At 40.7% G+C, this 16,085-nt stretch carries 6 protein-coding genes; all 6 read right to left on the bottom strand.

Annotation, left to right across the window (positions count from 1 at the left end; all coding sequences use genetic code 11):
• Positions 1 to 269: 269 nt before the first annotated feature.
• Positions 270 to 4,754 (bottom strand): Calx-beta domain-containing protein, encoded by a 4,485-nt coding sequence (locus tag MWU82_RS23305; protein ID WP_247098122.1) that lies wholly within the window; start codon positions 4,752 to 4,754, stop codon positions 270 to 272.
• 192 nt (positions 4,755 to 4,946) lie between these two features.
• Positions 4,947 to 10,118 carry a Calx-beta domain-containing protein gene (locus MWU82_RS23300; RefSeq protein ID WP_247098121.1) on the bottom strand — a complete coding sequence of 1,724 codons (5,172 nt, stop codon included), beginning with the start codon at positions 10,116 to 10,118 and terminating at the stop codon, positions 4,947 to 4,949.
• Positions 10,119 to 10,468: 350 nt separating this feature from the next.
• A complete protein-coding gene (locus tag MWU82_RS23295) occupies positions 10,469 to 12,136 on the bottom strand; it encodes a hypothetical protein (RefSeq protein ID WP_247098120.1) in 1,668 nt (555 codons plus the stop codon).
• Between the two features lie 297 nt (positions 12,137 to 12,433).
• Positions 12,434 to 14,371 (bottom strand): OmpA family protein, encoded by a 1,938-nt coding sequence (locus MWU82_RS23290; protein WP_215949126.1) that lies wholly within the window; start codon positions 14,369 to 14,371, stop codon positions 12,434 to 12,436.
• Between the two features lie 10 nt (positions 14,372 to 14,381).
• Entirely contained in the window at positions 14,382 to 15,335 is a 954-nt protein-coding gene (locus MWU82_RS23285; RefSeq protein WP_215949125.1) for a type IX secretion system membrane protein PorP/SprF, read from the bottom strand.
• Between the two features lie 15 nt (positions 15,336 to 15,350).
• Positions 15,351 to 16,085 (bottom strand): gliding motility-associated C-terminal domain-containing protein (locus tag MWU82_RS23280; protein WP_247098119.1); only part of this gene is annotated, 735 nt, incomplete at its 5' end.

Below are 16,085 nucleotides of genomic sequence, written 5' to 3'. Positions count from 1 at the left end.
AAAAAAAAAAAAGCACTTAAGAAAATATATAAGCTGAATCCAGATCATTTGATTTCGAAAATCCTATTTAGGAAAACAAAATTCTACATATATGCTTTCCCAATCTCATCACTGCTAGGGTTGACTGTTTTTTTAAGGAATATAATGCTACAGACCATCTAGTTTTAATGAATGTCATTTATCGACTTTCAACCTGCACATTGATACTTGTCTAATTATTGGTTTGTGGAAGTCTCTACTTAATAAACTGTTGTAAAACAATCAAAAAATCAAATTGGTTTGACCCTATACGTAATTCTTCTGTTGGTGATGAGGGTGTACCCCTTAATCACACTTTTGGGAGAAAACTCCGAGGTAGAATTGGCAAGTGTAGCCGTTGATGTTAGAAAATTCCCTATTACTACACCGGGAGGCAATGGAATAGTAAACTTGAACCTATTGGTATTGTCCGTATTTCCATCCAAGTCCGTATAAGGCGAAGTCCCAGATTCAGCATCAGCCCCACTGCCCTCCACCACGGTAGCCAAAAAGGTCTGACCCTCTCCATAATCGATGGACTTGCCCAATTGATTGTCCCCTGAAGTAGCACTTCCTTGATTTATATCGGTCAAGAATAATTCTATGATTGCCCCTGGCCTGGCCCAACCTTCTACTACCATATTGGTACCAGCGGCGTAGGCGGCCGAAATAATTGGGAAGTTGATTAACCCATTGGGACCATTATCCCCATCTCCATTATCATTAAGTGTTACCCCATCACCGTTCATATTGGATGCATCCAAATCTATACCCAGGGAAGGAGACCTTTGGCCATTGTTGTATATGGAATTTTGGGAAATCAATACTCCTGATACATTATTGGCAACTACGATTCCTTCCCCTTGGTTGCTGTGAATAAGGTTTCTAAAAACAGTGGCATTGGATGCTTTTAAACGAATACCGGAATCGTCGAATATTCCTCCGCCGCAGGCGTTGTTGTTTAGGCCGTTATTGGTAATGGTATTTTCGGTAATCATAAGTCCCGCATTATAATTATCTCCTTCAATGCCTATTCCTGCTGCCTCATTAATCAAATTGAACCTAATTACCACTCCGCTACCATTCTTTAACAATATATTGTCTGTGCAGCTGTCATTGGCCCCATTTCTATAGAAATGGTTATATTCCACAACCGTAGCGGCACCACCATCCACCTTTAGGGCTGCCAAATTGGATCCGCTCAGGTAATTTCGGGAAATAGTGGTCGCACCATTTTTAGTCTCCACGGCATATTCCAAATTACCGGATTTAACACCAAGAGCATTAACCCCAAGTAAATTTTCATATAGAAACGCGGAGCCCGCATTTACTTGTATGGCCGATTTGTCATTGTTGTAAACAGCAAGGTTCCTTAAGGTGGCTCCAATCCCTTCCAGTCTAAAAAGTTCCTTAGTCTCCCCATGAACCTGAATTTCGGAAAGATTATAGACCGGCAGCGCCGATGCTGAGATACCCACAGTGGTACCCCCATTCCCTATGGTCCCTGAATTGGTATCCCCAGAATAAGCAGTTTGCGTTCTGCCATCAATTATAGTATTGGTTCCCGTTATTTTTGAAAGTTGATTTACGTCGGAAATTGAAATATTAAAATACCCGCTGGCAAAATTGGCATCTGCCGCTCTGCTCAATGGATCCGATGTCGGCGGAATCATAAAAATGGAAGTCTCGTCCCCTGCCGGTGGATCAAAAATGGAATTGGCCTCTATATCCAAACCTATTTCATTTAGATTATTGGAATTGACAATAAATTGTTCCAAGGAACCCTGTCCAAATTGGTTGGTGTTGACAATCGTATTAAAGTTGAACCCAAAATCTATACCTACAACCCCATCACCTGCTACGGAGACCGTGGAAACACTCTGTGCGTTATTTATTACTCCCAAGGCCACATCCTGTTGTGCAGCTGGATTGGCCCCTCCTACTTCATCAGTTACCTCTATCAAGGAGGAAGGACCACGATATTTCCTGAAAGTTTGTACGGGATAACAAGTAGAACAGTTGAGACCGCCCCTATTGGATTTAACAGTTGAATTGACCGCTTTTATACGATACGCCCCGTCTGCCATTCCTCCAAAGGAATAATACCCATTAATATCGGTGGTTTTTCTCTGGATGAAAGTACCTGTAGCATTAAAAAGTTCCACTATGGCACCGGACACTCCCAAGCCCCCGGAAGTTATTTTATTCCTACCCGGCCCACCAGGATAATTAACATCTTCGAACACAGTCCCTGCAATTAAATTGGAGGGTACCTTGAGCACTACTGCGGCGGAAATCACGAAATCCTGCCCCACATTGACGTTTGCAGTAACCTGGCTATCCGATGGTAGGATATACGAAGATATATCGTAGGTATCCAAATCGACACCGTGGGAACTGGAAGAATTATATATTGGCAATACCGTATTATCGTATATAGTGGAATTATAGGCATTATTACCGGTTTGACCGCCATCTCCCGATAGTATATAGGTTGTCCCGGATTGATTGGTTACCGAAAGTCGTTCAGGATTTGTGGATCCAGAACTAGAACCGTCCAAATTAGGGTCTCCCTCCCATGACAAAAATGTGGCTTTGGCCCCAGAACCGGCAATGGCATAGAATGAATCCAAGGTAAAGGAAGTTCCAGAATTACTAAGACCATCAAATCCTTGATATAGGTTAATGTTAACGGCTGGCAAGGAAGGGTCTTCATAAAACACAATCAAGGTCCAGCCCCCAAGTACGGTGGCCGTTGAACAGTAATTACCGGTATTATCTATGTTAAGTCCACTAAAATCATAGTTATTGGTAGATGGATTGGGAATACCCTTCACAATGTTGGTTACATCGCTTACATAGCCGTAAAAGTTCCTATTGGTCAAAGTGGTCTGGTACAAATAATTGGCAGAAACGTTTTGGCCCTCAAAGATTACATCCGGATCACGAACGCTATTGGAATGCGCCCAATACAAATAAGCCCTTTCCACAGTTGCCGTAGCCGGAATAGGAGAGATTAAGGTATTGGATGAGGAGTTTGTTATGAGACAGGCGTTGCCACTATTGCTTTGAGTTCTTAATGTTCCCCCAGTAGTTGAATAGTCATAGTACCCATCGAACTCCTGAAAAAGTGTCAAAGGATCATTGGCCAGGATCTGGGTATTGATAGTTCCTGTTCCGGTATCCGAATAATTGATGGTACCATAGGACGCTGTAGCCCCTGTAAACCTAATGGTGAAATCTTCGGCAGTTTCCGGGATTCCATCATTAATTATAGGTACCGAAATAGTCTGCACATTGCCCAACTGACCATTAAAGGTCAAAGTTCCGGAGGTTGCGGTATAATCGCTTCCAGCCAAAGCTGAACCGTTCACTGTTTCAAAACTAACAGTAAACGGCACATGAATAAAGCTGAACAAAAAGGTATATCCGTGGCGTACACGTGTTTGGGTTACCGTAAAAACAGCGTTACCAACTGTTTCATCAAAAGAAATGTCATTTATTACTATTTTGGGACCTTCAACAACACATTTTATGGCAGCCTGCCACCCAGTTCCAGTGGTACTCCCATTGGAAGTAAACCTAAAGGTTAAACAGCCTCCTGCACCGTATGGAGAATCAATTGAGGTAGGAATATTATTGTTGTCATAGACTCCAATTGGCGTACCCGTTGCCGTGGTGCCACCATAAACATAAAGTATATCGCCAACGGCAACATCAAAACTTGTAAAATCCACACTAATATAATTATTGGACGTGTCCGGACAAATGGTATGTACCCTGCTTTCATTATTACCGTAATTGCCACCAACACTTCCAGAATCAAAGAAAACGGCATTACAGGTATTGGTCGTTGCCCCATTGGTAATTATGAGGGCATCATTATCCAAAATAGTTCCCGTGCCTATATCGGTAATATCTACTGTGGATAGGGATTTTCCTGTAAAACTAACTGTAAATATCTCCAAATCCTCCACTAGGGTATCATCCAAAATATTTATGGTGATAGTCCTTGTAACCCCAGAGGTGCCTGTAAAACTTAAAGTTCCTGTCTTGGCCGTATAATCACTCCCGGCTGTAGCTGTACCGTTATTGGTAGTGTAGTTTACCGTAAATGCTGAAGCATTGGAACCTGTATGGGTTACGGTAAAAGAAGCCGTTCCTGCATTTTCATTTACAGATACATCGTTAATGGTCATAATAGGGCCAAAGGTGGCAGTGAACTGTACATTATCTATGTAGAAGTAGTCACTACCGTCCCAATCCCCGCTTCCGGTAATAAATCGTATGGAGGAAGATGCTGATATTTGACTAATAGTTAAATTATAGGAAATGGAACCTATTCCATCGTTATTTAAGGTTGAAACTGTTTGCCAAGTTGATCCATTCCACAATTGCACCAATAAGGTTTCCCCTCCCCTGCTGGATCCATTATAATCGAGAGTAAGCGTAACCGTACCGGCGCCCGCCAAATTAAGATTCCTTTGGATGGTCTCATCCGTTAAACGCCTAAAACGTAATTGGCTACTATTGATCCTTATATTTCCGCCGGAAACACTGTTATCATCATTGCTTTCGGTCCAACTGGAAGAAAAATTGTTGGTCCCATTGTTGTTGGAATAGGATGATGAATTAAAATTATCCAAATAGGTTTGTTGCCCTGACATTTGGGCAAAGCAGAAGAACACCATAAAAAGAACAGGTATTCTTTTTTGAAGGCAAATCCTTGTTATCATTAAGTAGACGCGATCCTAAGAGATCAACGTATCAAATGTATTCCAAGAAAAGATGCAAGTTTTGAAAATGTTGTGTACCTAACAAATATAAATGCCAAAGATTAAAATTACGACATCTTCAAAATTAAAAGCAGGTATTTTTACCATTTAAAAGCTTATATAAAAATCTACTCTTGCCCATCTTGACAACCATCAATTCTTTTTAACCCTGTAAGTAATTCGCCTATTGGTAATTACAGTATATCCCTTTATAATACTCTGTGGTGAAAATTCCGAGGTTGAATTGGAAATAGTGGCTGTCGCAGTTATAAGATTTCCCTTCTCCACTCCTGGTGGAAGTGGAATTGAAACCTTAAACCTATTGGTGTTGTCGGTATTACCATCCAAATCTGTATAGGAAGATGTACCGGATCGGGTATCCGAACCACTACCCTCCACTACTGTTGCCAAATATATCTGGCCCTCTCCGTAATCGGTAGTCATTCCCAATTGGTTGTCCCCTGCAGTGGCACTTCCTTCATTTATATCTGTCAAAAACAATTCTATAATTGCCCCAGGCCTTGCCCAACCTTCAACTATTAAATTGGTACCGGTTGCATAGGCCGCTTCAATAATGGGAAAATTCAACAAGTTATTGGGCCCATTATCCCCATCCCCGGAATCGTTTAATGTTACACCATCACCATTCTCTTTGGTAGCATCCAAATCAATACCTAGGGATGGAGCTCGTTGTCCGTTGTTATACATAGAATTTTGGGAAATCAAGACACCTGAAACATCTTCGGCCACCACAATTCCTTCACCTTGATTACCATTAATTACATTCCTATAAACAGTGGCATCCGCCGACTTTAACCGAATACCGGAATCATCGAATATTCCGCCACCACAGGCATTATTATTTACTCCATTATTGGTAATGGTATTTTCGGTGATCATCAATCCTGCAGCATAGCCCTCTCCTTCAATACCAATTCCTGCTGCCTCGTTAATCAAATTATATCGAATAGTAATCCCGCTACCTCCCTCAATTAAAATATTATCCGAACAGGTATCGTTTGCCCCATTACTATAAAAATGGTTGTACTCCATGACCGTAGACGTTCCTCCATCTAAGTGAACTGCGGCCACATCCGAACCACTTAAATAATTTCTAGCAATAGTTGTTACTCCATCATTAATTTCAATGGCATATTCCAAATTTCCGGACTTTGCTCCCTGAGCATTGACCCCTAGAACATTCTCATAGACAAATGCCGCACCCGAATTTACCTGTATTGCCGACTTATCATCTGTGTACACCGCCATATTACGCAGGGTAGCACTATTCCCTTCCAATCTAAAAAGTTCCATGGAGTCTCCACGTACCTGAATTTCCGGTAAGTTATAATCGGGAAGTACTGCAGCTGCAATACCTACGGTTGTGCCGCCGTCCCCTATGGTCCCCGAGTTACTATCTCCGGAATAGGCGGTTTGAGTCCTACCATCTATAATGGTATTGGTACCCGTTATTATTGATAACTGGTAGGCATCACTAATATTAATATCAAAATACCCGCTGGCAAAATTGGCATCGGCGGTTCTACCCAATGCATCTGATGTTGGAGGTATCATAAATATGGAGGTGTCTTCCCCTGCAGCAGGATCAAAAATAGAATTAGCCTCAATATCCAAACCAGTTTCATTTAAATTATTGGAATTGACTATAAATTGTTCCAAGGAACCTTGTCCAAATTCGTTGGTGTTTACTATAGTATTAAAATTGAAACCAAAATCGATGCCAACAACACCATCTCCTGAAACAGAGACCGTTGACACGCTCTGGGCATTGTTTATAACCCCCAAAGCAACATCCTGTTGTGCAGCCGGATTTGCGCCTCCCACCTCATCCGTCACGTCTATTAATGAGGAAGGGCCACGATATTTTCTAAAAGTTTGTATAGGATAACAAGTAGAGCAATTGAGTCCGCCCCTATTTGATCGCACTGTAGAGTTAACGGCTTTTATGCGGTAGTCCCCATCGGCCATCCCCCCAAAGGAATAATACCCATTAATGTCCGTAGTCTTTCTTTGAACAAAGTTACCAGCGGAATCAAAGAGCTCCACTACGGCTCCTGATACTGCCAATCCGCCCGAAGAAATTCGGTCCCTACCAGGCCCTCCTGGATAATTCACATCCTCAAAAACCCTACCGGCAATTAGATTGGAGGGTACCTTAATAACCACTGCGGCCGAAATTACAAAATCCTGACCTACATCAACATTGGCGGTAACCTGAGTATCCGATGGTTGTATATATGTTGATATATCATAAGTATCCAAATCTACACCATAAGAATTTGCCGTATTATACACCGGACTAACAGTATTGTCGTATATGGTGGAATTATAGGCATTGTTCCCGGGTTGCCCTCCATCCCCGGTAAGCACATATGTGGTACCCGATTGATTGGTGATGGATAGCTCTTCCGGGTTACTGGAACCAGAACTGGAACCGTCCAGGTTGGGATCTCCTTCCCAAGATAAAAAAGAAGCTTTTGCCCCAGAACCTGCTATGGCAAAGAAAGAATCTAGGGTAAAGGAGGTCCCTGAGTTACTTAGACCATCAAAGCCTTGGTACAAATTAATATTTACAGCAGGCAAAGAGGGATCTTCATAAAACACGATCAGAGTCCATCCTCCAAGCACCGTTGCTGTGGAACAATAATTTCCAGTATTATCTATGTCCAAATCGCTAAAGTCATAGGTATTGGTCGACGGATTGGCAATACCTTGTACTATACTGGTTACATCACTTACATACCCATAAAAATTACGGTTGGTCAGTGTAGTCTGGTATAAATAATTGGCAGATACGTTTTGCCCTTCAAAGGTTACGTCAGGGTCCCGGACCGTATTGGAATGCGCCCAATATAAATAAGCCCTTTCCACCGTAGCCGATGCTGGTATGGGAGAAACCAAGGTATTGGAGGAGGAACTGGTTATAGCACAAGCATTGCCACTGTTACTTTGTGTTCTCAGCGTTCCACCTGTTGTTGAATAATCATAATACCCATCAAATTCTTGGAATAATGTCAATGGATCATTGGCCAAAATCTGAGTATTGATAGTTCCCGTTCCGGTATCCGAGTAATTTATTGTACCATACGAGGCTGTAGCTCCTGTAAACCTAATCGTAAATTCTTCGGCATTTTCAGGAACCCAATCATTGGCTATGGGCACCGAAATGGTCTGGACATTTCCCAGTTCCCCGCTAAAAGTCAGGGTCCCCGTGGTGGCCGTATAATCACTACCTGCCAAAGCGCTGCCATCAACCGTTTCAAAATTTACTGTAAACGGAACATGCACAAACCCAAACAACCAACTATATCCATGTCGTGCACGCGTCTGTCTTACCGTAAACACCGCATTACCTACATCTTCATCAAAAGAAATGTCATCTATAATTATTTTAGGCCCCTCAGGATAACAGTTAACCTCGGCTTCCCAACCTCCTGCCGTATTGGAACCATTGGAAATAAACCTAAAAGTTAAACATCCTGAGCTATGGGTTGACTCTATAATATCCGGCACATTATTATTATTGTATTGCCCTATTAAGGTCCCAGAAGTTGTTGTTCCTTCATAAATATATAAGCGATCGTCATTGGCTACATCAAAACCAATAAAATCCAAACTAATGTAATTATCTACAACATCAGGACAAATAGTATACACGATATCTTGGTTGTTACCATAATTATTTATCCCACCAGGATCTAAAAAAGTATCACTACATGTGTTTACTGTTGTGCCATTGGTCATTATTATACCATCATCATCAACAATAGTTGCAATAGCCGTATCTGTTAGATTAACACTGCCATCGGATGATGCTGTGAGCTGTATGGTAAAGGTTTCATTGCTTTCAATTATGCCATCATCGTTTATGGCGACGGTAAAGGATTCGGTATCTCCAGATGTACCATTGAAACTTAAAGTTGCCGATGTAGAGGTATAATCACTTCCCGAACTAGCACTACCGTTTACCGTTTGATAATCCACGGTAAAAGCACCTGCTGCACTTGGACCACTATGCGTAACTGTAAACGATGCAGTACCTGCTCCCTCGTTTACTGTAACATCCTCAATACTCATCCTTGGTCCTCGTGGCTGGCATGAAATTGATGCCTCCCATCCTGCGCCGGTTACACTATAATCTGAGGTAAACCTAAAAGTTAAACAACCTGAGGCGTTGGTTGCGGTTATCGAAGATGGCGGTGGGTTGCCATTATGATATTGACCTATTAATGTGGCCGAAGTGGTTGTCCCATCATAAACATATAAAAAATCATATCCTGATTCAACGTCAAAATTGTTGAAATCCAATTTCAAATCTGTATTGGCGGTATCAGGACAAAGAGTATAGATCAGGTTTTCATTATTTGAATAATTTCCAGTTCCTCCAGAATCGAGGAAAGTACCACTACAAGTATTATCAGTAGAACCATTAGATATTACAAAAGAGTCGTTATCTACAATTGTCCCTTCTGCCGAATCAGAGATATCAACGGTGCCATTGGAAACACTTGTAAATTCCACGGTAAAAGTTTCAGTGTTTTCAGATACACTGTCGTCAAGTATAGAAACTGTAAAAGTTTCTGTATCACCGGAAGTACCGTTAAAATAAAGTGTTCCTGTGGAAGTGCTATAATCCGAACCAGCTGTTGCAGAACCATTGGAAGTTGCATAATTCACGGTAAATGCGCCAACGGCATTTGCCCCCGTATGGGTTACGGTAAAAGTAGCCGTTCCATCCCCCTCGTTAACTGTAACATCTTCAACCACTAATACAGGATTGAAAATAGCCGCGAATAATATGTTGTCAATATAAATGCGCTCATTATTTCCCCAACCATTACTATTGGAAACAAAACGAATAGCCGAATTACTTGAAATCTGGGCAGCTGTTAAAGTATGTGAAATAGTACCGGAATTAGAACTATTAATAGAGCTTATGGTTTGCCATGATGAAGTGGAATTATTCCAAAGTTGAACATTCAAGCCTTCATTTCCCCGATCATCTGCATCATAATCCAATGTCAATGTCACGGCGGTAGCACCATTCAAGTTGAGGGATCGACTTATCCTATCGTTATTATCCAATTCATCAAACCTCAATCTATTACCTGTGATACGAATATTTCCACCTGTTGGGCTATCTCCATCATTATCTTCATCCCAACTTGTAGAAAAGTTAGAATTACCGTTATTATTGGAATACGAAGTATTGTTAAAATTGTCCAAATAGGTCTGCTGCCCAAAAAGACCGGACATCGATAAAAATGCCACTAAAAAAACTAAATATTTACTTAAAATCTTCATTAACTCTGTACATTGTGACCCTATTTTACCAACTGTAAATCTAGGTTCATTTACTATGCCATATTAATTAGATAACAAAAATTCCTTTATTATTCCAAATAAGACAACCCTCAGCAAAAAATAAAAATAGAACTGATTGCAACTTTTACCTAAATATTGTTGTGTATGGAACCTAAGACACCACAAAGAGTATAATTTTTGCTGTTTAGAAAATTAAAAGTCATAAAAATTGACCATCTTTATCCATTGCATTTGGTCGATAACTACCGTATAATCAATATTTTGAAAATATAATTTCGCACGTTACCTATTAAAATAACCAGTCAACTAAATAGGCTCGGGAATCACTCTTACTTATCAACCCTATAGGTTATTCTTCTATTGGTAATAACGGTTTTCACCTTAACAGTTAACAAGGCCGAGGATGACGCAGTAGCGGGACAACTTGATCCGGATTTTGAAGCCAAAACACGATACCTATATCCATTTTTATCGGCTCCAGCAGTCTTAACGGTCAAGGCTGTAGATTGCGTTCCAGCATACTCCGCACCGTTTGAAATGTTGTTGAAGACCGTTCCCCCATCTGTACTTACTTGCCATTGATAGGTATCTGCATTAGTTGCGGTTACGGTAAAAATGGCATTACCACCTGTAAATATTGATTGATCCGGTCCAATGTTAGCCGTAGGCGGGGTATCTTGCGTAACTACTATGGCAGTTCTGGCACCACTGCGGCAATTGGTTGTGGTATTCCGTGCTTCCGCGTAAAAAGTCCCTGGGCCGCTGGGAGTATAAGTTGTATTGCCTAGTAACAATAATGTTCCTCCACTGGCCGAATTGTACCAGTCTACCGTCTCCCCAAAACCTACCGATGCAGTTATGCTTGGCACAGCATCTCCTGTGCAATAGGATTTATTCCCACCGCTAGTAGGTGAATTTACTACTGGACAAGCGCAATTGGGGGCGGTAACGGGTAGTTGATTTGTACAACCATTGGCCCCTGTCACCGTTACCACAATATTGGTTCCCGAAGGAACATTGGTAATGGCCCATACATTGCCCGATGTATTTGCAACGGTCCCAGCCGTACTCGTTACCGTTCCCGTATTAACGGTTACTTGCAATTGGTAGGTAGTAGGCGAAAAAAGCCTAAAAACACAACTAGGGGGACTACTGACCGATATCGTAGGTCTTGGAAGAATGGTTAGTTTTACCGCAGTTCTAAATAGGCTTCTGCGACTTGAATCTGAATTGTCTACACTTTCTCCGTAATAAGTAACATTTCCCACCGTATTTAGGGTTGGAGAAACTGGAGAACCTCCACTAGAGGCAGTATACCAAACCACATATGCCCCAGAAGGTGGGGTTGCAGAAGCGGTGAGTGTCTGAATTGGGTTTTCAGCACATTCGGTAATATCCCCATTACTTGAAGGCGGAGGAAGTGCAGATTCTATTTCGTCGAAAGAATAATCAGCACCTCCATTACCATTACAATTTGAAAACTTCTCGGAACCAATAAAAATATTTTGAGAGGCATTACAATTCTTATCTATAGTTATCTGTCCTCCATTATTATAAATCTGTGCACCAGTAGGTAGGTGTAGATCGGCATTCTTTACCCATGTTAGGATACCATCACTTTGTACGGCTATCAACATTATATTGACATCGAAATCCCCATTATTTGGTAACGACAAAGTGTCATTACCTCCAGATTGGTCTCCAATAATTAGTTTATCAATAGTATAGGAAGTTATATCGACATTTAAGGTAACCGTATTACCACTACCAATGGTTACCGTTCCCACATTACTGTTTTGACCTGGATATGATGTGGCATTTACCCAAGATGTACCATTATACATTTGCCAAGTACTGGAACTGCCCCAATTGCCGGTAGCCTTGGACCTATAATCTCCAGTAACCTGAGCAAATACAGGGATACTAAAAAATACAACCAATACTATTAACAACGTTTGCTTTAATTTCTGGCTCAAAAACTTGGATCCAAAAGACATCTATTATTCCCAATTAAGACTGGCAAATTATTAATATAAATACTGCAGCCAAGTCTATATTCAACATTACCGAAACCATAGATTCCAGTGTCAACTGGTGAAAATATCAAAAAATCGAAGAGCACGGAACAATATGTTGTGAAGTACTAACTAATTGTGGTAAGGATGTCACTTAAGAAGATTTGCGGAATAGGGTAACAGCAAATATTAATGGAACCATTAACAATTCAATTGACAATTATGCATAAAAAAGCAGCTGAAAAACAGCTGCTTTAATTATTATTTTAAGGAGTAATTCTATTCCAAGATCAGGAATTCGGACCTTCTGTTCAGTTGATGTTCAGCTTTGGAGCATCTTACCCCATTGACACACCTATTCACTAATCGGGTCTCACCAAAGCCTTCCCCCTGCAATCTTTCACTTTCTATTCCTTTTGAAACCATATAGGCAACGGTAGATTCCGCTCTTTTTTGGGACAGCCATAAGTTATAGGCATCATCCCCTTGACTATCGGTATGGGAGGTGACCTTAAGTTTTAAACTGGGATACTTTTCCATGGCGGCAATTACTTTTTGAATTTCAATTTCAGCGTCGGGACGTACATTATACCTGTCAAAATCAAAATAAATGGTACTTAACTGCAATAATTTGGCCAGATCATCCCCATAGCCGGCGGTAACGGTATCTCTTTCCAAGTAAAAATCAACTATTAATGGTTTACTATCCGAAATATTAAGATACTCTTCGGAAGGCACATATCCTTGCATGGTAGCCCTAACAAAATTTCCCTTATTGCAGTCTATGGCTATGCTATAATTCCCATTGGAATCTGTAATTACCGATACCAATTCCTCATTGTTTTCATCAATAACCTTTACCGTTGCCCCAACCAAGACCTCATTGGATATTTTATCCCTTACGGTACCCGTAATGGGTTTAATACAGTCGAATTCCAATTTTTTTGTCTCTACAAAACTATATATATCGTCCTCACCCATGCCATTCTCCCGGTTCGAAGCAAAATAGCCGTTTCTGGTTTCTTCATTTATAATGAAGGTAAAATCATCCACCTCACTATTCACTGGTTTTCCTATATTTAAAACAGTTCCAATATATTGACTGTTGGAAATTTTGGTAGCAAATATGTCCAAGCCACCTAATCCGGGATGACCATCGGACGAAAAATAAAGTACATTTTCACTAGTTACGTAAGGGAAGGTTTCCCTAGCTTCCGTATTAATATTATTTCCCAAATTTACAGGTGTTCCATAGGTACCATCGCTATTAATGGCTACTTTAAAAATATCAGACTCCCCATAGGTACCGGGCATATCGGATGCAAAATATAATAGTTTTTCATCCGGACTAAGGGTTGGGTGTGCTATGGAATAGGATTCACTATTAAAGGGAAGTTCCTCAATTTGGGTCCATATTCCGTTTTCCTTGATCGCCTTAAATATTTTTAGGCGTACGACACCCTTCTCGTCCTTAACAGTTTTACCATCAAAGAGATTATTTCTGGTAAAATACAGGGTGTTACCATCCTTTGTAAAAACCGAAGTAGATTCGTGATATCTGGTATTTATATTGTCCCCAAATTTAACCACCTTGTTTTCCGAAACACTGTCCGCATTTACCTTGTACAGGTCCAAGAAATCCTTGGAATTCCAAGTATGTCTATATCGTGCCAAATTACCGGTATCCCTATCCGAAGAGAATATTAGCCCTTGGCCATAAAAGGAAGGGGCAAAATCCGAATATCTGGAATTGAAAGCAAATTTACCAATTTCATATCTCCCAGAATTTTTCTCTATTTCCGCCAAATAATCCCTTTCGGTCATATATAGATTGGCCCTAACGTCTGCTGAAGTTATTTGGGAAAACTGCGCCATTACATCCTTCGACAGATCATATTCTCCCAATGACCTCAAGGTCTGGGCATATCTAAAATAGTACTCAGGTCCAATTCCCTCCTTATATTCACTTAGGAGTCTTTTGTAAATTTCAGATGCCTCTTTGTATTCTGCATTAAAATAATAGGAATTTCCCAGTTTCATTAGCAAATCCGCTGAAGTATATCCCTTGTCCAATACACGTTTATAGATATCAATGGCCGGACTAAAGGAATAGTCCCTGTATTTTTCATCTGCCTTATTTATTAATCTATCCTGAGCAATGAGAACGTTACCAAGGACAGAAAATAATACTGTCAGCAAAAAAATTCTTTTTATCATTTTATTTTTTTTAAAAGAAACGCGGAGATACCATTCTTCGGAACGATTTAACCAATTCAAATCTTAAAAACACCTCAAAGGACCCGTCATTAAATTGTGTGCCTCCCAACTCGGTAGTTTCCCTGTCATAAGCAAGACCAATCATGAACTGATCGCTCAATTGAAAGCCCAAAAGACCGCTCAATGCTGCATCCCATCTATAGGCAGCACCAAAACTAAATTTGTCATTGAACAAGAAACTGGCCGATAAATCTATTTGTAAGGGTGCCCCGCCCACCACTTTGGTCAATAGTGCCGGTTTAAACTTAAAATTATTATTAAGATCAAAGACATAACCAGTAATTAAATAAAAATTCATTCTTTCCTGGGAAAGGAACTGCACTGAATTGGCATCCCGTTGGGAATTATCAAAATATTCGGTTTCCACCATATTTGGGGCCGAAAGTCCAGCATAAAACTTATCTGTATGATAATATACGCCTACTCCAAAATTTGGAGAAAACTTATTGTCGATGTTCTCGCCCTGTATATTTTCAGAATCAAAATTGTTCAATCCATTAAAATCCAGACTCAACATATTCCCCCCTACTTTTAATCCAAAGGACAATTTGGCATCCAAAGCAACATCAACAGTATAGGACAACACGGCATCAAACTGGGTTTCCTGAACCACACCATCCCCAATATTGTCATTGACAATGGAAATACCGTAACCCAATCTGCTATTCCTTATTGGTGAATGCAGGTTTAAAGTCTGTGTTTTAGGTGCGCCTTCCAGGCCAACCCACTGGGAACGGTAGAGCGCAGCTGCACTTAATTGTCCCCTAGACCCTGCATATGCCGGGTTTACACTCATAGTATTGTACATATACTGCGTATACTGTGCATCTTGCTGGGCGTATAGTCCTGCAAAAAGGGAAAACAACATTAAAACGGTCGCGAGGAGACTCTTTTTGTATATCATCTACTATAAAATATTTTATTTACTCACATAAATATAACCACTATCTGTAATATTCTGCTGTTTATTTTCATATTGGAAAATATAATAATAAACTCCTGCGGGCAAATAATTGTTTCCAGTCACAGTAGATCTTGCCTTGGACCTACCGTCAAATACATTATTTTGGTTATTATACCCCTTCCCTTCATAAACTGAAACACCCCATCTATTGAAGATTTTCAAGGTATTGTTATTGGCGTTTCTAACGCCTCTAATAAATAGGAAGTCGTTTTTCCCATCTGAATTAGGGGTCACGAGTTGATTCACTTCAATTTTTTCATCCTCATCCCCTTCTTCTATAATCACGGTTACCGTGCCAGTATCACAATTTTCCGCATTGGCAGCTTCACAGATCATATAGTCTATGGTGTAGGTGCCATCGGCAGTACCGGGGGCCACACTTACGCTTCCATCCTCATTGATCGTTAGCACAGCTGTTGGCGTAGAAGTAAGCACCACATCTGTAGCAGCTACCGGATCGCCATTTAGTGTATCGTTGTCAAGCACGTTACTGCCAAGGATCAGGCCAGTGTTATCTGTATCCGTTGTATATGCATCGTCCACCGCAACAATTACATTGTTCATATCGGGACCAACCTGAATAGTTACAGTACCTGTATCACAATTTTCCGCATTGGCCACTTCACAGATCGTATATTCTATAGTGTAGGTGCCATCGGCAGTACCGGGGGCTACGCTAACACTGCCATC

It is taken from the genome of Arenibacter sp. S6351L, from assembly GCF_023016025.1.
GTDB lineage: Bacteria > Bacteroidota > Bacteroidia > Flavobacteriales > Flavobacteriaceae > Arenibacter > Arenibacter algicola_B.
This window is presented reverse-complemented; position numbering and strand designations above follow the sequence as displayed.

Bases quoted from the DNA above. Each gene is read 5' to 3' on its own strand.
- MWU82_RS23285 (WP_215949125.1), bottom strand. From the start codon at position 15,335: ATGATATACAAAAAGAGTCTCCTCGCGACCGTTTTAATGTTGTTTTCC.
- MWU82_RS23295 (WP_247098120.1), bottom strand. From the start codon at position 12,136: ATGTCTTTTGGATCCAAGTTTTTGAGCCAGAAATTAAAGCAAACGTTG.
- MWU82_RS23300 (WP_247098121.1), bottom strand. From the start codon at position 10,118: ATGAAGATTTTAAGTAAATATTTAGTTTTTTTAGTGGCATTTTTATCG.
- MWU82_RS23305 (WP_247098122.1), bottom strand. From the start codon at position 4,754: ATGATAACAAGGATTTGCCTTCAAAAAAGAATACCTGTTCTTTTTATG.
- MWU82_RS23290 (WP_215949126.1), bottom strand. From the start codon at position 14,371: ATGATAAAAAGAATTTTTTTGCTGACAGTATTATTTTCTGTCCTTGGT.